Raw genomic sequence first — 20,321 nt, 5'->3', positions numbered from 1 at the left:
GAACGCCCCATGCCCCTTAGCCAGATCGAAATACTCCACCAGGACGCCGCCCTGCTGGTGATCAACAAGCCCACCCTGCTGCTCTCGGTGCCCGGCCGCGCCGATGACAACAAGGACTGCCTGGTCACCCGCCTGCAGGACAACGGCTACCCCGAGGCGCGCATCGTCCACCGCCTGGACTGGGAAACCTCCGGCATCATCGTGCTGGCCCGAGACGCCGACAGCCACCGCGAGCTGTCGCGCCAGTTCCACGACCGCGAGACCGAGAAAGCCTACACCGCGCTGTGCTGGGGCCAGCTCGAGGGCGATAGCGGCAGCATCGACCTGCCGCTGCGCTACGACCCGCCGACCAAGCCGCGCCACGTGGTCGACCATGAGCTGGGCAAGCACGCCCTGACCCACTGGCGCGTGCTCGAGCGCTGCGGCGACTGGTGCCGGGTCGAGCTCACCCCCATCACCGGCCGCTCGCACCAGCTGCGCGTGCATATGCTGTCCATCGGCCATCCGCTGCTGGGTGACCGCCTCTATGCCCACGAACAGGCCCTGACCGCCCATCAGCGCCTGTGCCTGCATGCCAGCATGCTGAGCCTGACCCACCCGCAGAGCGGCGCGCGGATGCGCTTCGAGTGCCCGGCGCCGTTCTGATTGCCCGCCCGGTGCGCACGGCGCACGCCGTAGGGTGGATGACGCCTTTTTCATCCACCGCTCTGGTGGATCGGTGAAGCGTGATGCACCCTACGCGTTGCCCTGCGCACCACCAGCACTAAAAGCGCGATAGACGCGAACTATCGCCCGCAAACGAGCGCACAACCGGCACAGGCCGAGGCAAATTGGTAAACTCGCGCCATCGTTGCCCGGAGTCCCTATGCGCGAAGAACTGAACCAAGGCCTGATCGACTTTCTCAACGCCTCGCCTACCCCCTTTCACGCCACCACCAGCCTGGCCATGCGCCTGGAGGCGGCCGGTTATCGCCACCTCGACGAACGCGCGCCCTGGCACACCGAGGCCGGCGGTCGCTACTACGTGACCCGCAACGACTCCTCGCTGATCGCCTTCAAGCTCGGCAAGCGCCCGGCCGTCGACGGCGGCATTCGCCTGGTCGGTGCGCATACCGACAGCCCTTGCCTGCGGGTCAAGCCCAACCCCGAGCTGCAGCGCCAGGGCTTCTTCCAGCTCGGCGTGGAAGTCTACGGCGGCGCCCTGCTCGCCCCCTGGTTCGACCGCGACCTGTCGCTGGCCGGCCGCGTGACCTACCGCCGCGACGGCAAGGTCGAGAGCCAGCTGATCGACTTCTACCAGCCCATCGCCGTGATCCCCAGCCTGGCCATCCACCTCAACCGCGAAGCCAACCAGGGCTGGGCGATCAACCCGCAGAACGAGCTGCCGCCGATCCTCGCCCAACTGGCCAGCAGCGAGACCGCCGACTTCCGCGCCCTGCTCAGCGAACAGCTGGCCATGGAGCACGACTTCAATGCCGATGCGGTGCTGGACTACGAGCTGAGTTTCTACGACACCCAGAGCGCCGCCATCGTCGGCCTCAACCAGGATTTCATCGCCGGCGCGCGCCTGGACAACCTGCTGTCCTGCTACGCCGGCCTGCAGGCGCTGATCGACTCCAGCGACGAGGAAACCTGCGTGCTGGTCTGCACCGACCACGAAGAGGTCGGCTCCTGCTCGGCCTGCGGCGCCGACGGCCCCTTCCTTGAACAGGTGCTGCGCCGCGTGCTGCCGGAGGGCGATGCCTTCGTGCGGACCATCCAGCGTTCGCTGCTGGTGTCGGCCGACAACGCCCATGGCGTGCATCCCAACTATGCCGACAAGCATGACGGCAACCACGGGCCCAAACTCAACGCCGGCCCGGTGATCAAGATCAACAGCAACCAGCGCTACGCCACCAACAGCGAGACCGCCGGCTTCTTCCGCCACCTGTGCCTGGAGAACGAGGTGCCGGTGCAGAGCTTCGTGGTGCGCAGCGACATGGCCTGCGGCTCCACCATCGGCCCGCTCACCGCCAGCCAGCTGGGCGTACGCACCGTCGATATCGGCCTGCCCACCTTCGCCATGCACTCGATCCGCGAACTGGCCGGCAGCCACGACCTGGAGCACCTGGTGAAAGTGCTGAGTGCGTTTTACTCCAGCCCCGAATTGCCCTGAGAGCGAGCCCCGCGATGATCGAACATATCCGCAACAGCCTGCAGGAAGCCCAGCGCGCGCTGGAGGCCTTCCTCGCCAACGAGCAGACCCTGGGCAATATCCAGCAGGCCGCCGAGCTGCTGATCGAAAGCTTCGAGGCCAAGGGCAAGGCGTTTTCCTGCGGCAACGGCGGCTCGATGTGCGACGCCATGCATTTCGCCGAGGAACTGACCGGGCGCTACCGCAACAACCGCCCCGGCATCGCCGCGGTGTCGATCAGCGACCCCAGCCATATCAGCTGCGTGGCCAACGACTTCGGCTACGACCACATCTTCTCGCGCTATATCGAGTCCCATGGCCGCGCCGGCGACGTGCTGATCGCCATCAGCACCAGCGGCAAGAGCCCCAACGTGGTCAAGGCCGCCGAAGCGGCCAAGGCCCTGGGGGTGAAAGTGGTGGCCCTGACCGGCAAGCCCGGCTCGCTGCTGGAGAGCCTGGCGGACGTGTGCATCTGCGCGCCCGGCGGCGACTACGCCGACCGCGTGCAGGAGCTGCATATCAAGGTGCTGCACATCCTCATCGAGCTGATCGAGCGCAAGCTCAGCCCGCAGAACTACGCCTGAACCCGGGCGCCCCGCTCGCTAGCGGTCGATCACCTGCCCACGCATCGGCGCCAGGCGCGCCAGCAGGCGGTTCTGCGCCGGCGTCGGCACCCCCTCGGCGTCCATCGCGTCCTGCAGGTGCTCGACCAGGGCGTTGAAATCGCTGGGGGTCAGGCGCAGGCCCTTGTGGCTCTCCTCCATGCTGTCGCCGGTGTAGACGCAGGGGCCGCCGCTCTCGAAGCACAGCTGCTCGATGAGTTTGTCGCGCAGGCGCTCGATGTCGATATCGAGAAAGTGCCGGGCGATGCGCGGATCGCGCGCGCTGCCCAGCAGCATGCCCTCGACTATCCGCACGATACCCGGCTCCGCACCCAGGGCGCGGTACAGGCCGTCGTCGCGCGGCGCCTGCTGGGCGCAGGCCGCCAGCAGCAGCGGCAGGCAGAGCATGGCCAGGCGCATGTTCAGAAACTCCCCTGCACGGACAGGTAGACGCCGTCCTGGTGGTCCAGCGTGGCAATCTCGCCGAGCCGCGCGTAGGCCAGCACCAGGGCCAGGTGCTTGTTCGGAAAGTAGCCGACGAACAGATCGGCCCAGTCGCTCTCGCCGGCGAAACTCAGGTTGTCAGGCTTTTCCCGGTACTCGATGCCCACCGCCCAGTGCCGATCCAGCAATACCGCAACCGAGCCTTCCTTGAGCCAGGAATGGCGGTCGCGCCGGTCGCCGCCGAAGCCCAGCAGGCCCAGTTCGTTGGCCCGGCTGTAGCGCAGGTTGGCGTTGAGCAGCAGGTTGTAGCCGAAGGCACCGCCGAGAATCAGCCGGCTGGCCGCCAGGTAGCCTTCGCTGTCCTCGCGACGCTGCGCGCCGACCAGGCTGGGCACCCGGAAGTCGCGCTGGCGCTTGTGCTGCAGGCCGAGGGAAATCTGCGGCAGGCGGTCGTAGATCAGGTCGCCGGCCAGGCGCAGCTTGAGGCCGAGCACGTCCTGGCTGAGGCTGTTGTCCGGCAAGTGCAGGTCGCGCGCCAGGGTGCCGAGGTCGAAGCGCTGGCGCGCGTAGGACAGCTCGATGCGGTTGCCGTAGGCCGCCGCCACACCGGCCACGTCGAGGCGGTAGTCGCCGGTCTCGACGCGGGTGGCGAACACGTCCGCGCCCCATTCGCCGCGCTCGCCGTAACCGGCCAGCACCGCCCAGGGCATGATCCCGCCGCCGGCGGTTCCCTCCAGGCTGGTGGCGCCGCCGGTGGCCAGCAGGCGACCTTCGCCGGCGGCGGCCAGCTCGGCGCACAGGCACAGGCCCAACAGATAAGCGAGTCGCATGCTTCAATGCACCTTGGCCAGGGGGGAACGATAGGGTTGCGCCAGCCAGGCCTCGAAGGCCGCGGCGGCCAGCGGCCGGCTGATCAGGTAGCCCTGCGCGGTGTCGCAGTGCCAGCGCTGCAACAGGCTCAGGCTGGGCGCCAGTTCGACGCCCTCGGCCACCACCTTGAGGCCCAGGCTGTGGCTCATTTCAATCGTCGAGCGGACGATCACCGAGTCCTCGCTGTGGTCGTCCAGCTCGCGCACGAAACTCTGGTCGATCTTCAGCTCCTGCACCGGCATGCGCTTGAGCTGCGCCAGCGAGGAGTAGCCGGTGCCGAAATCGTCCACCGACAGGCCGATGCCACAGCCGCGCAGGCCGTGCAGCACCTGCAGCGCACGCTCGGGGTCGAGCATCACGCCGCTCTCGGTGATCTCGAAGATCAGCTGCTCCGGCGCCACCCGGTAGTGCGCCAGCAGCGCGCCGACCCGCGCCGGCAGGTCGGCGTCGAGCAGGTCCTCGGTGGAGATGTTCAGCGACAGCTGCACCCAGACGCCGCGCCCGTCCCATTCCTGCAACTGGCGCATGGCCTCCTCGATGACCCAGGCGGTGAGCAGCTGGATGCTGCCGGTGCGCTCGGCCAACGGGATGAATTCGCCGGGCGAGACCATGCCCAGCTGCGGGTGCTGCCAGCGCAGCAGCGCCTCGGCCTGGCGCACGAGGCCCTCGCGGATGTCCAGCTTGGGCTGGTAGTGCAGCAGCAGCTGGCCCTGCGCGGCGGCGTGGCGCAGGTCGCGGATCAGGCGGATCTGCCGCTGCTGGGCGGCGTCGCGGCCCTGCTGGTAGAGCTGCAGGCGACCGGGTTGCTGGGCGGCGTCCTGCATGGCGATGCGCGCACGGCGCAGCAGGTCGTCCGGCGTGTCACCGTCGGCCGGGTAGGCGGCGATGCCGATACGGCAGTCCAGGGCGACGTCCAGGGTGCCGATGCGCAGCGGCTTGAGCAGCAGCTGGTGCAGGCGGTCGGCGCTGGCCACCGCGCTGTCGCCATCGCACTGCTCCAGCAGCAGGAGGAACTCGTCGCCCAACAGGCGCGCCAGGCTGTCGCCGGGGCGCAGGGTCGCTTGCAGGCGCCGGGCCAGCTGCTGCAGGGCCAGGTCGCCGCCGCCCTGGCCGCAGCTCTCGTTGATCGCGGCGAAGTTGCCCACGCCCAGGTACAGCAGCGCGGTGGGTCGCCCGGCGGTGATCGCGCTGCCCAGCCGTTCCAGCGCCAGGGTGCGGTTGGGCAGACCGGTCAGCGCGTCGTGCAGGGCGTTGTGCGCCAGCTGCCGCTCACGCTCGGCGATGCCGCGCTGCATGTCGTTGACCGCCAGCGCCAGCAGGCCCAGCTCGTCGCTGCGGGCCAGGGCCACCGGCTGCTGGTAGTCGCCGCGGCCGATGCGCTGGGCGGCAGCGGCCAGCTCGCGCACCGGCCGCGACACGCTGCGCGCCAGCAGCAGGGCGCCGACCAGCGAGGCGAGCATGGCCCCCAGGCTGATCAGCAGGATGCGTCGATCCAGCGGCGCGAACGCCGCCTCGGCCTCGCCGAGGGATTTGTGCAGCAGCGCCTCGACCCGGTAACCGGGGCCGCTGGCCAGTTGCAGGTGCTGGCCGAAGTAGTGCTCGGTGCCGTCGTCGAGGCGTTGCGGCATCGCGCCGGCCGCCTCCATCTGTGCCTCCAGCAGGGCCTGGGCGCTGGCCGGCAGGGTGCTGATCCAGGTCGGCGCAGCGCCGTCGCGACTGGCCACCAGACTCAGTTCCAGGTGGGTCAGCTCACGCAGTTGCAGGGCGAATTCGCGGTCCACGGCAAAGCCCATCAGCACCCGGGCAATCGGCAGCGGCGCGCTCACCGTGGCATCCACCAGCAGGTAGATCTGCCTGCCGATGGGCAGCAGGAACAGCCGCGGGCCGTCGCGCCGCGGCAACTGCAACTGGCCGTCGAGACGGGCCAGCGCCTCGGCATCGATGCCCGGGTCGGTGCTCACCTGCAGGCTGCCATCCAGGCCCAGGAGGAACACGGCGCCGGCGTTGATCCGCGCGCCCTGGTTGGCCAGCGCCGAACGGATGGTCGGCGCATCGCCGCTGGCCACCGCATCCTTGAAGCCGAAATCGGCCGCCAGCACCTGGGCGGCCTGCTGCAGCTGGTCGCTGCGCAGCGCCAGCAGTTGCTCGAAGACCCGGCTGCCGACGTTCAGCTGTTCCTGCGCCTGGGCGCGCAGCGCCGCATCGGTGGCTGCCTTCACCGCGACATAGAGGGCGCCGATCACCACCAGCAGGAGCAGGACGAGAACGCCGGCGATACGCGCCTGGAAGCTACTGCGCAGCATCTTCGGCGGCTTTCCTGAAGGCCTCGCCGAACGCGCTCGGCGCCGGCGGCGCGGGTGGCTCGGCGGGGCCGCTGCTGGCCAGGACGAACCGCTGGCTCGGCGCCAGGGCGTCGAACTGCAGCTCGCCGGCGGCCTGCGGCAGCAGCTGCGGGTTGCCCGGGTGCCACAGGGTCACGGCGTAGCGCCCGGCGGGCAGCTCGGCGATGGCGGCGCGGCCGTGCTCGTCACTGACGGCGAACCAGGGGTCGTCGGTGACGTAGATATAGCCGAGCATCCAGTCGTGGATATTGCAGCCGAGCACCACCAGCCCGGGCTTGTCGAACAGCACCGGCTCGCTCGGCGTGCCCTGGTACAGGCGCAGCTCGAAACGCTTGGCCGGCGAGAAGGAATAGACCTGGTGGCGGATGTCGTCGCTGTTGGGAAAGGACACCGAGGTACCGGTGCGCACCGCCAGCACATGGGGCAGGAACTGCTTGTTGCGCTGATCCATGCGCGCCGGCGACGGCGCCTGGGGGGCGTCCAGCGGGCCGCGCAGGCTGATCACCGCATCGGCCAGCGGCTGGCCGGCGGCGTCCACCAGCTCGGCCTGCAGCGCCGCGGCATGCGCCGAGCCGTGCAGGACCAGGGCGGCGAACAGAACGAGGGGGAGCAGGCGGGAATTGCAACCAGTCATGCGCGTACCTTGGCCCGAGCCGAAGGCCGGACGTTCACAGGATTACATGCCGTCCTGGCAACCGAGTTTGGCGTACTGAGATGACAGCCTAGCTGGCCGGCGGCGAACCGGCCAGCGGCAATTGGCCAGCAGCGGCGCTATTCGCTGCGCAGGCGCTTGGGCGTGAGGCCGAGGTAGCGGCGCATCGCCGTGGTCAGCGCGCTCTGGCTGGAGAAGCCGCATTCCTCGGCGATCCGCACCAGCGGCAGCTTGCTCTCGCGCAGCAGCCGCGCGGCGCGGTCGAGGCGGGTCTTGAGCAGATACTGGTGCGGGGTGAGGCCGACGCTGTCCTTGAACTGGGCGTGGAAATGGCTGGGGCTCAGGCACATCACCTGGGCCAGTTCGGCGACGCTGATACGCCGCGCCAGGTGCTCGCCGATATAGCCGTCCAGGCGCTGCAGATCCAGGCTGCCCTGCGGCCGCCAGCGCTGCTCGCCGAACAGGCGCAGGTGCAGCGCGCGCAGCAGCACGCCGCCGAGGGAACGGGCCAGGATCGAGTCGCTGCCGTAGCGTTCCAGCTCGGCGCCGGCGTAACTCAGCAGGTGCTGGAAATCGACGTCCAGCGCTGGATAGCGCGGGGTCTCGAACAGGCGGTGGAGCAGTTCCAGGTCTTCGCTGGGGGTGTCCTGCTCGTCGAGGTCGAGGATCAGCATGCGGTTGTCGCCCATGCCGGCGAACTGGTGGGCGGCGTCGCCCGGCACCAGGCAGGCGCGCATGCGGCACACCTCGCCGCCGCGGCCGCCGACCTCGAATTCGGCGCGGCCGACCAGGGACATCACCAGCTGGTGATGGTCGTGGGCATGGACATGGGCCTGTTCATCCAGGCGGATCACTCGGGCTTGCAGCATCGCGAAAGACTGGCGGCACGAAACAAGGGTTGCACTTTACTCCTTAATCGCAAAAAACGCCGCAACCCACGACCAGCGGACGGGTTGCACCTTTTCCAACGCACGCACCAGATTGGGCAGCGAAATCCGCCCAGGCGCCATTAATGGGCACAGCCGGCGCCGCGGCGCAACCGCCGTGCCCAGGCAATCCGGGCATTGCCGGCGGCTGGCAGGAGAGTTGCTTGAGCGAGATCCAATCGACATGGCTCAGCCAGCGGATTCAACCAAGCGAGGCCCCATGAATCTGGAACTCTCTATCGCCCTGGCCTTGGGCGCCGTGCTGCTGACCCTCGGCCACTGGCTCAGCCAGCGCGCCGAACGCCGCCATCACCTGGCCCTGGGCCAACTGGAAAGCCAGACCCTGCAACGCTGCCTGGAACTGCTGCAGGCGCTGCAGAAGCATCGCGGCCTCGGCGCGCAGCAAGACATCGCCAGCGTCAGCCAGCGCAACGCCCTGGCCCGCCAGCTCGATGCGCTGTGGCTGAACTGGCCCGGCGCCAGCCTGCAGCTGCCGGCGCTGCAGCAGCACTGGCCGCAGCTGCGGCGCAAGCCCGCCGACTTCGAGGCGCACAGCAAACTGATCGAGGCCCTGCTGGAAGCCATCGAGCAGCTGGAGGATCGCCTCTACCAGCACGAACACCCGGCCATCCGCGGCCTCGGCGAGGCCTGCCGCGCCCTGGAAGACCTCGCCCGCCTGCGCGGCCTGGCGGTGCGCGCGGCCAACTACTCGCGCTGCCCGCCCGGCCTGCAGATGCAGATGCGCTTTCTCTGCGAGCGCCTCGACGAACAGGGCCAGGACCAGCCGCTGCACGCCCTGCTCGAGCGCCTGCGCCATGAGCTGATCGACGCGCCGCAGGTGCGCCTGGCCCCCGCCGACTGCTTCGCCCTGCTCACGCCGCTGATCGAGCAACGCCTGCAGGGGATTCGCCTGAATCTCGCTTGAACAGAGCCGTTGAAAAACCCCGAGCACCGCCCCATCTAGCACTTAACGTGCAAGCAAAGGTGCTCCATGAACGATCAGGACATCACCCCCGACGCCGCCGCAGAAGGCGCCCAGACGCACGGCACCAGCCTGGTGCTGCCCGCCCAGCGCCTGCCGGACAAGCTCTACGTCATCCCCATCCACAACCGCCCGTTCTTCCCCGCTCAGGTGCTGCCGGTGATCGTCAACCAGCAGCCCTGGGGCAAGACCCTGGAGCGCGTCGGCAACACCGACCACCGCTGCCTGGCGGTGTTCTACGTCGACACCCCGCCCGGCGACAGCGGCGAATTCGACCTCGACAAGCTGCCCGAGCACGGCACCTTGGTGCGCGTGCACCATGCCAGCGAGGACGGCGGCAAGCTGCAGTTCGTCGCCCAGGGCCTGGCGCGGGTGCGCATCCGCGGCTGGCTCAGCCGCAAGCCGCCGTACCTGGCCGAGGTGGAGTACCCGCAGGCGCCGGCCGACCCGCGCGACGAGGTCAAGGCCTACGGCATGGCGCTGATCAACGCGATCAAGGAGCTGCTGCCGCTCAACCCGCTGTACAGCGAGGAGCTGAAGAACTACCTCAACCGCTTCAGCCCCAACGACCCCTCGCCGCTCACCGACTTCGCCGCCGCCCTCACCACCGCGCCGGGCGCCGAGCTGCAGGAGGTGCTGGATACCGTGCCGATGCTCAGGCGCATGGAGAAGGTGCTGCCGCTGCTGCGCAAGGAGGTCGAGGTGGCGCGCCTGCAGAACGAGCTGTCGGCCGAGGTCAACCGCAAGATCGGCGAGCGTCAGCGCGAATTCTTCCTGCAGGAACAGCTCAAGCTGATCCAGCAGGAACTGGGCATCGTCAAGGACGACCGCAGTGCCGACGCCGACGAGTTCCGCGCCCGCCTGGAGGGCAAGACCCTGCCCGAGCAGGCGCGCAAGCGCATCGACGAGGAACTGAACAAGCTGGCCATCCTCGAGACCGGCTCGCCGGAATACGCCGTCACCCGCAACTACCTGGACTGGGCCACGAACCTGCCCTGGGGCGTCTACGGCCAGGACAAGCTCGACCTGGCCCATGCGCGCAAGGTGCTGGATGCGCACCACGCCGGCATGGATGACATCAAGCAACGCATAGTCGAGTTCCTCGCCGTCGGCGCCTTCAAGGGCGAGATCGCCGGCAGCATCGTGCTGCTGGTCGGCCCGCCCGGGGTGGGCAAGACCAGCATCGGCAAGTCCATCGCCGAAAGCCTGGGCCGGCCCTTCTATCGTTTCTCGGTCGGCGGCATGCGCGACGAGGCGGAGATCAAGGGCCACCGCCGCACCTATATCGGCGCCATGCCCGGCAAGCTGGTGCAGGCGCTCAAGGAAGCCGAGGTGATGAACCCGGTGATCATGCTCGACGAGATCGACAAGATGGGCGCCAGCTACCAGGGCGACCCGGCCTCGGCGCTGCTGGAGACCCTCGACCCGGAGCAGAACGTCGAATTCCTCGACCACTACCTGGACCTGCGCCTGGACCTGTCCAAGGTGCTGTTCGTCTGCACCGCCAACACCCTCGACTCGATTCCCGGGCCGCTGCTCGACCGCATGGAGGTGATCCGCCTGTCCGGCTATATCACCGAGGAGAAGCTGGCCATCGCCAAGCGCCACCTGTGGCCCAAGCAGCTGGCCAAGGCCGGCGTGCCCAAGGCGCGCTTGGGGATCAGCGACGCGGCGCTGCGTGGGGTGATCGAGGGCTATGCCCGCGAGGCCGGCGTGCGCCAGCTGGAGAAGCAGCTGGGCAAGCTGGTGCGCAAGGCGGTGGTGAAACTGCTGGACGATCCCGAAGCGAAGATCCGCATCGGTGCCAAGGACCTGGAAGAAGCCCTGGGCATGCCGGTATTTCGCAACGAGCAACTGCTGGCCGGCACCGGCGTCATCACCGGGCTGGCCTGGACCAGCATGGGCGGCGCCACCCTGCCGATCGAGGCGACGCGCATCCACACCCTCAACCGCGGCTTCAAGCTCACCGGCCAGCTCGGCGAGGTGATGAAGGAGTCGGCGGAGATCGCCTACAGCTACGTCAGCTCGCACCTGAAGCAGTACGGCGGCGACCCGGCTTTCTTCGACCAAGCCTTCGTCCACCTGCACGTGCCGGAAGGCGCCACGCCCAAGGACGGCCCCAGCGCCGGCATCACCATGGCCTGCGCGCTGCTGTCGCTGGCACGCAACCAACCGGCGAAAAAGGGCGTGGCGATGACCGGCGAGCTGACCCTGACCGGCCAGGTGCTGGCCATCGGCGGGGTGCGCGAGAAGGTGATCGCCGCGCGGCGACAGAAGATCTTCGAACTGATCCTGCCGGAGGCCAACCGCGGCAGCTACGAGGAGCTGCCGGACTACCTCAAGGAAGGCCTGACCGTGCATTTCGCCAGGCGCTACAGCGATGTGGCCAGGGTGTTGTTCGAGTAGAAGCAGCGGCAAGCGGCAAACTTCAAGCAAAAGCGGCGGCAGGAATCGTCGGGCGGAGCGCTGCGCGCTCCCTGTTGGGCTTCGCTACGCTCAGCGCCAACCTACCCGGTGGCCTGCACCTGGCCAATGCGGCTATGCTGGGCGCGTTTCGCCGACAGGAATCCGTCATGACCGCCGCCTTCCGCCTGCTGTCCCTCGCCAGCCTGGCCCTGCTCGCCGCCTGCGCGCAGAAGCCCAGCACCCAGACCCTGACCCAGGAGCAGGGCAACAAATGCCCGCTGAGCCTCGACCTGGGCCAGCAACTGATCCTCAGCCTGCCCAGCAATCCCACCACCGGCTTTCGCTGGGTGCTGCGCGACGGCGCCGAGAGCGTGTTGCAGAGCCTCGGCCCGGAGGTCTACAGCAACCCGGAGGACGCCGGTCTGGTCGGCGCCGCCGGTAAATCCACCTGGCGCTTCCAGACCCGCGAGCGCGGCGAGGGTCGCCTGCTGCTGACCTACCAGCGCCCCTGGGAAACCGACGTGGCGCCGGCCAAGACCTTCGATTGCGAGTTGCGGGTGAAATAAGGGGCCACCCCGATTCGCCCGGTAGGAGCCCGCTTGTGGGCGATCTGCAGATGCCCTGGATCGCCCGTGGCACACCTCGCTCCGCAGGGTGAATGTCGCTTTTTACATCCACCACAGCGATGGATCGATAAAACGCGATCCACCCTGCGCCGAGCCTCCGTTTCGCGATACGGCTGGCCTCAGCCCCGTAGCCCGGATGCAATCCGGGACGCCTCCCGACAGCGCCCCGGCGTGCCTACCGGCGACCTCAGCTCTTGAGCCGGTAGCCGGTCTTGAAGATCCAGCCCACCAGCAAAATGCACAGTGCCAGGAACCCCAGAATCATCGCCAGGCTGAGGCCGACGTTGACGTCGGAGACGCCGTAGAAGCTCCAGCGGAAGGCGCTGATCAGGTACACCACCGGGTTGAACAGGGTCACCGTCTGCCAGGCCGGCGGCAGCATGCTGATGGAGTAGAAGGCGCCGCCTAAGAAGGTCAGCGGCGTGACGATCAGCGCCGGGACTATCTGCAGCTTCTCCCAGCCGTCGGCCCACACGCCGATGATGAAACCGAACAGGCTGAAGGTCAGCGCGGTGAGCACCAGGAAGGCCGCCATCCACAGCGGGTGCTGCACCTCGAAGTCGACGAACAGGCGCGCGGTGAGCAGGATGATGATGCCGAGGATCACCGACTTGGTCGCCGCCGCGCCGACATAGCCGACGAGGATTTCCAGGTAGGACACCGGCGCCGACAACAGCTCGTAGATGCTCCCCGAATACTTCGGCATATAGATGCCGAACGAGGCATTGGAGATGCTCTCGGTGAGCAGCGCCAGCATGATCAGCCCCGGCACGATAAAGGCGCCGTAGCTCACCCCCTGCACCTGGGTCATGCTCGAACCTATGGCCGAGCCGAACACCACGAAATACAGCGAGGTGCTGATCACCGGCGTGGCGATGCTCTGCAGCAGGGTGCGCCAGGTACGCGCCAGCTCGAACAGGTAGATGGCCTTGATGGCATAGAGGTTCATGCGCGCGACTCCTTGACCAAGGACACGAAGATTTCCTCCAACGAACTCTGACTGGACTGCAGGTCCTTGAAGTCGATGCCGTGCTGGGCCAGGTCGCGCAACAGCTCGGCGATGCCGGTGTGCTCGTGCTGGGCGTCGAAGGTGAACACCAGGGCATGGCCCTGGTCCACCAGCTCCAGGCCGTAGCGTTCCAGCTCGGCCGGCACGCCGGCCAGCGGCTGCTGCAGCTGCAGGCTCAGCTGCTTCTTGCCCAGCTTGTGCATCAGCACCTGCTTGTCCTCCACCAGAATGATCCGCCCCTTGCTGATCACGCCGATGCGGTCGGCCATTTCCTCGGCCTCCTCGATGTAGTGGGTGGTGAGGATGATGGTCACGCCGCGCTCGCGCAGGCGCCGCACCATGTTCCACATGTCGCGGCGCAGCTCGACGTCGACGCCGGCGGTGGGTTCGTCGAGAAACAGAATCTGCGGCTCGTGGGACAGTGCCTTGGCGATCATCACCCGGCGCTTCATGCCGCCGGACAGTTCCATGATCTTGGCGTTGCGCTTGTCCCACAGCGACAGGTCCTTGAGCAGTTGCTCCAGGTACGCCGGATCGGGCTTCTTGCCGAACAGGCCGCGGCTGAACTTGACCGTCGCCCAGACGGTTTCGAACACGTCGCTGACCAGCTCCTGCGGCACCAGGCCGATCTGCGCGCGGGCCGCGCGGTAGTCGCGGACGATGTCCTTGCCGCCGACCAGCACCTGCCCGCTACCGGGATTGACGATGCCGCAGATGATGCTGATCAGGGTGGTCTTGCCGGCGCCGTTGGGGCCGAGCAAGGCGAAGATCTCGCCCTGGCGAATGTCCAGGTCGATGCCCTGCAGCGCCGGATGGCCCGACGCGTAGGTCTTGTTCAGTTGCGAAATGGAGATGACCGACTGCACGGTGGAGTCCTTGCCTGCGGAAAAACCACAGAGTGTAGAGCCTGACCACCAGGACAGGGCAAGCACGGATCACTGCGTTGCACAAAAACGTCGGGCCAGTTGCTCGGTCTCGAAGTGCGCAGTGAGAAAGTCGACGAAGGCGCGGGTCTTGGCCGGCAGCAGGCGCTGGCTGGCGAAATACAGCGAAATCGGCCCGGCATCGACATGCCAGTCCGGCAGCAGGCGCAGCAGCGTGCCGCGCTCGAGGTGCTCGGCGACGTCGGCCATGGTCAGCAGCGCCACGCCCATGCCGAGCAGCGCGCAGTGGCGCAGCGCCTCGGGATCGTCGAGCAGCAGGTGCGGGCGCAGATTCAGCGCCGCTTCCTCGCCGCTGGCATGACGCAACTGCCACTGGCGCAGCTTGCCACTCTGCCGCGAACGCATCAGCAGGCCGTCGAACTCGGCCAGTTCGCCGGGGTGCCGCGGCAGCGCGCGGCCCTGCAGATAGCCGGGCGCCGCCACCGTCACCAGATGCGCCGGGGCCAGGCGCCGCGCCACCACCCCGGGGGCCAGCTCGATGCCGCCGCCGATGGCGGCGTCGAAACCCTCGCCGATCAGATCGACCTGGCGATTGTCCAGGTGCCAGTCCGGCAGCACCGCCGGGTAGCGGGCGAGAAACGCCGGCATCAGCGGCAACAGGTGATCGCGGGCGAAGGCCGGTGCAGCGCTGAGCCTGAGGGTGCCGGCCGGCTCGCCGGCAGCATCGCTGAGGTCGGCGATGGCCGCCTGGATGCTCGCCAGGCCGCCGCTGACGTTGCCGAGGAAGCGCTCGCCGGCCTCGGTCAGGCTCAGCCGGCGGGTGCTGCGCAGGAACAGGCGCACGCCCAGGTGGCGCTCCAGCTGGGCAACGTTGCGGCTCACCGCCGCCGGGGTCAGCGCCAGACGCCGAGCGGCGGCGGAGAAGCTGCCGAGCTCGGCGCTGCGCACGAAGGATTCGAGGTTGGCCAGGCTTTCCATGGGACGGGGTTCCTGTCGCGTCGCGGGCGAGCTGTTACCGGTCTGGTGCGCATGGCGCACCAGAGGCGATTGGGTGCGCAGCTAATATTCAAGCATTGCTTGAAGGTGATTCTAGCTATTACCCGCTACCGCGCAAAACTGCAAAGGCGTTTCATAGCCTCACCAACCACACACCGAGGCTCGAACCATGAACAGCACCCTTCCCCTCTCCGGCCAGATCGCCATCGTCACTGGCGGCTCGCGCAGCATCGGCGCGGCCATTGCCAAGCGCCTGGCCGCCGATGGCGCCAGCGTCGCCATCACCTACAACGCCTCGCCCGAGCGGGCCGAACAGGTGGTCGATGAGATCGTCGCCGCCGGCGGCACGGCCATCGCCCTGGCCGCCGACGCCGGCAACCCCGAGGCGGTGCGCAGCGCCGTGCAGCAGGTAGCCGCGCGCTTCGGCAAGGTCGACATCCTGGTCAACAACGCCGGCATCAGCGTGCTCGGCGCACCGGAAGAGATCGCCTTCGCCGACTTCCAGCGCATCCTCGCGGTGAACGTCACCGGCCTGTTCGTCGCCACCCAGCAAGCGCTCAAGCATATGGGCCAGGGCGGACGCATCATCCATATCGGCAGCTCCATGGTGCAGTACGCCGCCTTCGCCACTGCCTCGGCCTACACCCTGACCAAGGGCGCCGTGGCCGGCTTCAGCCGCGGCCTGGTGCGCGACCTCGGCCCGCGCGGCATCACGGTCAACACCGTGCACCCGGGCCCCACCGCCAGCGACATGAACCCGGCCGACGGCCCGGTGGCCGACTTCGTTCGCCCCCATATCGCCGTCGGCCGCTACGGCGAAGGCCACGATATCGCCAGCGCGGTGGCCTACCTGGCCAGCCCGCAGGCGGCCTTCGTCACCGGCGCCGAACTGCTGGTGGACGGCGGCTTTACCGCCTGACGCTGCCGGCTCGGCAGCCAGTCGCGACTACCCTCACCCCAACCCTCTCCCACAGGGAGAGGGATCCAGAATTTCAGGAGGCTTTATATGAACATCGGCATCATTGGCGCCGGCGCCATCGGCACGGCCATCGCCCAGGCCCTGGCAACTGCCGGCATCGACGTGGTCATCGCCAACAGCCGCGGGCCGGACAGCCTGGCGGCGCTGGTCGAGCGACTCGGCCCCAAGGTCAGGGCCGTGAGCCGCGAAGAGGCGGCCCGCGCCGACCTGGTGTTTCTCGCGGTCAACTGGTCCAAGCTGGCCGGCGCGGTGGAGGGCCTCGGGCCCTGGAACGGGCGCATCGTCATCGACGCCAACAACCCCATCGAGGCGCCGACCTTCCGGGCCGTCGATCTGGGCGGCCGCGCCTCCAGCGCGGTGGTCGGCGATCTGCTGCCTGGCGCGCGCCTGGTCAAGGCCTTCAACCACCTGCAACCGGCGCTGTTGACTGGCGACCCGCAGGCCGAGGGCGGCCGCCGCGTGCTGTTCGTCTCCGGAGAGGACACCGCGGCCAAGGTGACGGTGGCGGCGCTGATCGAGCGCCTGGGCTTCTTCGCCCTCGACCTCGGCGGCAACGAACAGGGCCGGCTGGCGCAGTTTCCCGGTGGGCCGCTGCCGGCGCTGAACCTGGTCAGGTTCGCCTGAATGGCAGGCAGGAAAAAACCCGGCGCGCTTGTGGCGCGCCGGTGCTGCAGGTGAGGTTTAGGGAGAAGCGGCCGCTACGCTTGTGGCGTTGCGGCGATAAGCGTGGCGGCGGGCGCCGTCACGCGAATGGGTTACAGCGGCGTCAGCAGCTGGCCGCTGGCGATACAGCAACGCAGGTTGTCGAGGACCAGATCGGCCATCTGCTGGCGGGTCTCGACGCTAGCGCTGCCGACATGCGGCAGCAGCACCGCGTTGTCCAACTCGAGCAACGCGGCCGGGACTTCGGGTTCGCATTGGTAGACGTCCAGACCCTCGCCAGCAATCACACCGTTCTGCAAAGCCGTGAGGTGATGGCCTACCAACTGCCCGACCACCAGGGCGTCGACACCGCCACCCCGCCCCTGCTGCTGGCCGGCTTTCTGACCCTGCTCGGCGTGCTGCAAGTCTGTGCCGCCCTCACCAGCAAGCTCCAGCCCGGCCCGCTGCTGTTCATCAGCCAGGGCCCGCTGGTGTACACCACCTTCACCGCCCTGCTGGTCGCCACCGTGATGATGCTGTTCATGGAGTTCTACGGCCTGCGCCTGTCCATCAAGCTGCTCGACGTGCCCAAGCACATCCTGTTGCCGATCATCCTGGTGCTCTGCGTGGTCGGTGCCTTCGGCCTGTCCAGCCGCCTGTTCGATGTCTGCTCGATCCTGCTGTTCGGCCTGCTCGGCTACGGCTTCGTCAAGGCTGGCCTGCCGGCGGCGCCGTTCATCATCGGTTTCATCCTCGGGCCGATGGTCGAGACCAACCTGCGCCGCGGCCTGATGCTCTCCGATGGCAACTTCGCCGACTTCTTCACCACCCCTATCGCCGGCAGCTTCCTCGGCCTGGCCCTGGCCTTCGTCCTCTGGCAGGTGTTCAGCGCCCTGCGGCCCAAGCCCAGCGCGATCAACGCCATTCTGCGCACCTGATCGCCCGCGCCTAAGGCTAGCCGCCAGGTACACGCGCAGCTCCATGGCGAAATGCGGCGCCAAGCTCATGCCGGCCTGCTCGGCCAGGGTCTGCATGCGCAGATACGGGGTGCTGCCGCCGACCCGCGGCGCATCGGGCATTAGGAATGTCGGCGGCGCGCCGGCGGATGAACTCCCTGTGCTCGGCCGGGCTGGTGAGCATCTCGCCGGTGGCGATCGGCGTGTCGAACCGAACTTGAGCCGTTCCAAGGCACCTCGCTGGCGCGATTGAGGCACTCACAGGCGGAACCGTCAGCTTCATTCAGGCGGGCGCAGTAATGACCTCGACGGCGAGCGGGCGGTAAAAGGCGAGTGCAGATCGAGCCCCCGTCGAGAGGCTGGCCAATTTGGGATGTGCTGCGCAACTCGACTGCCCCTGGAGGCGGCCCCTTGGGATTAGCCGTCCGACGGGCGGATGATTTTCGCATTGACATATCGGTAAATCTCGATATTATCGCGCCATGGAACTGATCAATGTATTCAAAGCCCTCTCAAATCCGACCCGCCTTGAAATCCTCAAGGGGCTGAAGGATCCGGTGAAGAACTTTCCTCCACAGGATGAAGGGGACGTTCATACCGTGGGCGTCTGCGTCAGCAGTATTCAGGAAGGTGTCGGTCTGTCGCAGTCGACGGTGTCCGATTACCTTGCCACGCTGCAGCGAGTAGGACTGGTCGAAGTCCGCCGTATCGGGCAGTGGACCTACTACAAGCGCAATGAAGCCAACATCCGTGCTCTGGCCGAGATCATAGGCAAGGAGTTGTAATTTTTTCACGCATAACATCGATAATTCCCGATATCCCTTTTTACCGAAGCACTCACGATAGAGAGATCGTAGGAAAGACCCGTTAATTCTTTGACTCTATATATCGAAAATTCCCTATATCCCTTTTTCCAGAAACGAGGAACTACCATGAAAGCGCAAATTCTCAACTCATTCGGCGGCCCGCAATCGTTCGAGCTGCGTGACGTACCCAAGCCGGTGCCGCAAGCGGGACAAGTGCTGGTGCGGGTTCACGCAACCTCCATCAACCCCTTGGATTACCAGGTACGTCGGGGCGACTACGTCGACTACGTGCCTCTCCCCGCCATTACCGGGCATGACGTATCCGGCGTCGTCGAAGCCGTCGGCCCAGGGGTAACGAGCTTCGTGCCAGGCGACGAAGTCTGGTACACCACGCAAATCTTCGAAGGCGACGGCAGCTATGCCGAGTACCACGTCGCCTCCGAAAGCATCATCGGCAAGAAGCCGGCGTCGCTGAGCCATCTCGAGGCGGCCAGCCTGACGCTGGTAGGCGGGACGGTATGGGAAGCCCTGGTCGGGCGTGTATCGCTCCGGGTCGGGGAAAGCATTCTGATCCACGGCGGCGCGGGCGGCGTGGGCCATGTCGCGATCCAGGTGGCAAAGGCCATTGGCGCGCGGGTGTTCACCACCGTGCGCGAAGCGAACTTCGAGTTCGCCCGGGGGCTGGGTGCCGACGTGGTCATCGACTACGAACAAGAGGATTACGTGGACGCCATCCTGCGGGAAACCGATGGCCAGGGCGTCGATGTGATCTTCGACACCATCGGCGGCGACACCTTGACCCGTAGCCCCGACGCGCTCGCCCAGCTCGGCCGGGTGGTTTCGATCGTGGACATCGCCAAGCCGCAGAACCTCATTCAGGCCTGGGGCAAGAATGCCAGTTACCACTTTGTCTTCACCCGCCAGAACCGCGGCAAGCTCGATGAACTGAAGGCATTGGTCGAGCGCGGGCAACTGCGGCCCCATGTTGGTGCGGTCTATTCACTTGCCGACATTGGGCTCGCCCATGCCCTGCTGGAGACGCCCAACAATGGTCTGCGGGGAAAAATCGCGATTGCCGTCGAGCCCTCGCTCGCCCCGTAAGGGCATGCAACTGCCGAACTTGCTCTAGAGGAATACCGCAATGATTTATGAAATCGCACTGCTGCCCGTTCACCAAGAACAGATTGAACAGTTCAAACGCGCATTTGCCGAGGTTGCACCTTTGCTCCGCCGCGCCAAGGGCTATGGCGGCCACATGCTCGCGCCAGGAATCGAAACCCCCGAGCGATTCAACCTGATCGTGCGCTGGGCTTCACTCGAGGACCACACGCCGGGCTTCGAAGCGAGCGAAGACCATCGGCTGTTCATGCTGGGCCTGGAGGAATATTTTTCCGAAGAGCCGACGGTCTATCACATTGAAGGAGCGGCTTTTGCTACGGGAGAGGATGACGATCAAAACAGCATCTTTGACCGGGCAATGCCGGTGTCTTAGGCGGTTGTGGGCTGCAAAGAATTGGCCGTTGTCAGAAACATGCGGACCAGATGTCGCTAATTTGCAGTGATCATAAGTTGATCTGACAGTTACCTGCCTTGAGGCCCGCGACTGTCAGGTCAAATTCAGCTGTTCAGTGTGGTGATCTTATTGCGATCAAGCTAAATAGCCGCTGATCGGAGACTGGGCCGCCAAATAACCTGGGGCGCGCGGGGGCCCATCGAGGGCGCTATCGACTGCCCATCGCTCGACTCCCCTCACCCACGCCCCGCTCGATCACCTCGCCCCCACATCCAGGCGCAACGGCTGGTACACCAGCGCCGGTTCGGCGATGGTGCGGCCGATGCGCGGGCCGTCGATGCGCACGGTGGTCAGCGGCGGATGGGTGTGCGCCGCGCAGGACAGGTCGCCGAAGCCAATCAGCTCGGGACAGCCCAGGGCGCGGGACAGGCTAATGGGCGACACGCCGGCCACCTTGGCCACGTCGATCAGGGGCGGCGCGCGAATCGGGAGTTTCTCGACTCATGCTCTGCC

Annotated in this window: 21 protein-coding genes and 2 pseudogenes; 12 read left to right on the top strand and 11 right to left on the bottom strand. The window is 67.2% G+C overall.

What is annotated here, in order from left to right:
• The first annotated feature begins 9 nt into the window (after positions 1-9).
• The 3 genes from ACW9UL_RS05815 (at position 10) to lpcA (ending at position 2,757) form a co-directional block, all read left to right on the top strand.
• On the top strand, positions 10-645 hold the full coding sequence (locus ACW9UL_RS05815; RefSeq protein WP_457789455.1) for an RluA family pseudouridine synthase: 636 nt from the start codon (positions 10-12) through the stop codon (positions 643-645).
• Between the two features lie 220 nt (positions 646-865).
• Positions 866-2,155: a M18 family aminopeptidase gene (locus ACW9UL_RS05810; protein WP_021442100.1), complete on the top strand. Its 1,290-nt coding sequence runs from the start codon at positions 866-868 to the stop codon at positions 2,153-2,155.
• A 14-nt stretch (positions 2,156-2,169) separates the two neighbouring features.
• On the top strand, positions 2,170-2,757 hold the full coding sequence (gene lpcA / locus ACW9UL_RS05805; protein WP_122107590.1) for a D-sedoheptulose 7-phosphate isomerase: 588 nt from the start codon (positions 2,170-2,172) through the stop codon (positions 2,755-2,757).
• 18 nt (positions 2,758-2,775) lie between these two features.
• On the opposite strand, the gene ACW9UL_RS05800 is transcribed toward lpcA, so the two are convergent.
• From ACW9UL_RS05800 to ACW9UL_RS05780, 5 genes are all read right to left on the bottom strand, one after another.
• Positions 2,776-3,195 (bottom strand): group I truncated hemoglobin, encoded by a 420-nt coding sequence (locus ACW9UL_RS05800; RefSeq protein WP_021442098.1) that lies wholly within the window; start codon positions 3,193-3,195, stop codon positions 2,776-2,778.
• Between the two features lie 2 nt (positions 3,196-3,197).
• Positions 3,198-4,049: a DUF3034 family protein gene (locus tag ACW9UL_RS05795; protein ID WP_457789453.1), complete on the bottom strand. Its 852-nt coding sequence runs from the start codon at positions 4,047-4,049 to the stop codon at positions 3,198-3,200.
• A gap of 3 nt (positions 4,050-4,052) precedes the next feature.
• A complete protein-coding gene (locus ACW9UL_RS05790; protein ID WP_457789451.1) occupies positions 4,053-6,392 on the bottom strand; it encodes a putative bifunctional diguanylate cyclase/phosphodiesterase in 2,340 nt (779 codons plus the stop codon).
• Positions 6,379-7,065 carry a methylamine utilization protein gene (locus tag ACW9UL_RS05785; RefSeq protein ID WP_457789449.1) on the bottom strand — a complete coding sequence of 229 codons (687 nt, stop codon included), beginning with the start codon at positions 7,063-7,065 and terminating at the stop codon, positions 6,379-6,381. The genes ACW9UL_RS05790 and ACW9UL_RS05785 overlap by 14 nt, the downstream gene beginning before the upstream one ends.
• A 137-nt stretch (positions 7,066-7,202) precedes the next feature.
• Positions 7,203-7,952, bottom strand: coding sequence for a helix-turn-helix transcriptional regulator (locus ACW9UL_RS05780; RefSeq protein WP_397496272.1), 750 nt, complete (start codon positions 7,950-7,952; stop codon positions 7,203-7,205).
• Between the two features lie 277 nt (positions 7,953-8,229).
• Between ACW9UL_RS05780 and ACW9UL_RS05775 the strand changes: the two genes are divergently transcribed.
• The 3 genes from ACW9UL_RS05775 to ACW9UL_RS05765 all read left to right on the top strand — a co-directional run bounded on the left by ACW9UL_RS05775 (position 8,230) and on the right by ACW9UL_RS05765 (position 11,963).
• Complete coding sequence (locus ACW9UL_RS05775; protein ID WP_021446369.1) at positions 8,230-8,934, top strand: hypothetical protein; 705 nt, start codon at positions 8,230-8,232, stop codon at positions 8,932-8,934.
• Between the two features lie 66 nt (positions 8,935-9,000).
• Complete coding sequence (gene lon, locus ACW9UL_RS05770; RefSeq protein ID WP_457789447.1) at positions 9,001-11,397, top strand: endopeptidase La; 2,397 nt, start codon at positions 9,001-9,003, stop codon at positions 11,395-11,397.
• A 167-nt stretch (positions 11,398-11,564) separates the two neighbouring features.
• Positions 11,565-11,963, top strand: a complete 399-nt coding sequence (locus ACW9UL_RS05765) for a protease inhibitor I42 family protein (RefSeq protein ID WP_457789445.1) — start codon at positions 11,565-11,567, stop codon at positions 11,961-11,963.
• Between the two features lie 247 nt (positions 11,964-12,210).
• Here the strand turns inward: ACW9UL_RS05765 and ACW9UL_RS05760 are convergent, their stop codons facing one another.
• From ACW9UL_RS05760 to ACW9UL_RS05750, 3 genes are all read right to left on the bottom strand, one after another.
• Positions 12,211-12,972, bottom strand: coding sequence for an ABC transporter permease (locus tag ACW9UL_RS05760; protein ID WP_021446366.1), 762 nt, complete (start codon positions 12,970-12,972; stop codon positions 12,211-12,213).
• On the bottom strand, positions 12,969-13,898 hold the full coding sequence (locus ACW9UL_RS05755; protein ID WP_122107596.1) for an ABC transporter ATP-binding protein: 930 nt from the start codon (positions 13,896-13,898) through the stop codon (positions 12,969-12,971). Before ACW9UL_RS05755 ends, ACW9UL_RS05760 begins: the two co-directional genes overlap by 4 nt.
• A gap of 69 nt (positions 13,899-13,967) precedes the next feature.
• Complete coding sequence (locus tag ACW9UL_RS05750; RefSeq protein WP_457789443.1) at positions 13,968-14,894, bottom strand: LysR family transcriptional regulator; 927 nt, start codon at positions 14,892-14,894, stop codon at positions 13,968-13,970.
• 187 nt (positions 14,895-15,081) lie between these two features.
• On the opposite strand from ACW9UL_RS05750, the gene ACW9UL_RS05745 reads away from it, so the two are divergent.
• Together ACW9UL_RS05745 and ACW9UL_RS05740 are read left to right on the top strand one after the other, a co-directional pair.
• Positions 15,082-15,831, top strand: a complete 750-nt coding sequence (locus ACW9UL_RS05745) for a 3-oxoacyl-ACP reductase family protein (RefSeq protein ID WP_457789441.1) — start codon at positions 15,082-15,084, stop codon at positions 15,829-15,831.
• 63 nt (positions 15,832-15,894) lie between these two features.
• Positions 15,895-16,515 (top strand): NADPH-dependent F420 reductase, encoded by a 621-nt coding sequence (locus ACW9UL_RS05740; protein WP_371921454.1) that lies wholly within the window; start codon positions 15,895-15,897, stop codon positions 16,513-16,515.
• A gap of 131 nt (positions 16,516-16,646) precedes the next feature.
• On the opposite strand, the gene ACW9UL_RS05735 is transcribed toward ACW9UL_RS05740, so the two are convergent.
• The gene (locus ACW9UL_RS05735) at positions 16,647-16,841 is read right to left on the bottom strand and encodes a hypothetical protein (protein WP_457791018.1); all 195 of its coding nucleotides are present in this window, start codon (positions 16,839-16,841) and stop codon (positions 16,647-16,649) included.
• A gap of 138 nt (positions 16,842-16,979) precedes the next feature.
• Here ACW9UL_RS05735 and ACW9UL_RS05730 point away from each other — a divergent pair.
• A pseudogene (locus ACW9UL_RS05730) lies at positions 16,980-17,471 on the top strand (tripartite tricarboxylate transporter permease); the annotation flags it as partial.
• 6 nt (positions 17,472-17,477) lie between these two features.
• Here ACW9UL_RS05730 and ACW9UL_RS05725 read toward each other — a convergent pair.
• Positions 17,478-17,703: pseudogene (locus ACW9UL_RS05725) on the bottom strand (enolase C-terminal domain-like protein); the annotation flags it as partial.
• Between the two features lie 268 nt (positions 17,704-17,971).
• Here ACW9UL_RS05725 and ACW9UL_RS05720 point away from each other — a divergent pair.
• The 3 genes from ACW9UL_RS05720 (at position 17,972) to ACW9UL_RS05710 (ending at position 19,787) form a co-directional block, all read left to right on the top strand.
• Positions 17,972-18,274 carry an ArsR/SmtB family transcription factor gene (locus ACW9UL_RS05720; protein WP_021445912.1) on the top strand — a complete coding sequence of 101 codons (303 nt, stop codon included), beginning with the start codon at positions 17,972-17,974 and terminating at the stop codon, positions 18,272-18,274.
• Positions 18,275-18,421: 147 nt separating this feature from the next.
• Positions 18,422-19,396, top strand: a complete 975-nt coding sequence (locus ACW9UL_RS05715; protein WP_397496268.1) for a zinc-dependent alcohol dehydrogenase family protein — start codon at positions 18,422-18,424, stop codon at positions 19,394-19,396.
• A gap of 40 nt (positions 19,397-19,436) precedes the next feature.
• A complete protein-coding gene (locus tag ACW9UL_RS05710) occupies positions 19,437-19,787 on the top strand; it encodes an antibiotic biosynthesis monooxygenase family protein (protein ID WP_457789438.1) in 351 nt (116 codons plus the stop codon).
• Positions 19,788-20,063: 276 nt separating this feature from the next.
• Here the strand turns inward: ACW9UL_RS05710 and ACW9UL_RS05705 are convergent, their stop codons facing one another.
• A complete protein-coding gene (locus ACW9UL_RS05705; protein WP_457791016.1) occupies positions 20,064-20,252 on the bottom strand; it encodes a hypothetical protein in 189 nt (62 codons plus the stop codon).
• Positions 20,253-20,321: the final 69 nt, after the last annotated feature.

The sequence above is a fragment of the Pseudomonas sp. PL-6 genome, assembly GCF_054110165.1.
The sequence above is the reverse complement of the archived record's forward strand: the minus strand, read 5'-3'. Positions and strand labels throughout refer to the sequence as shown.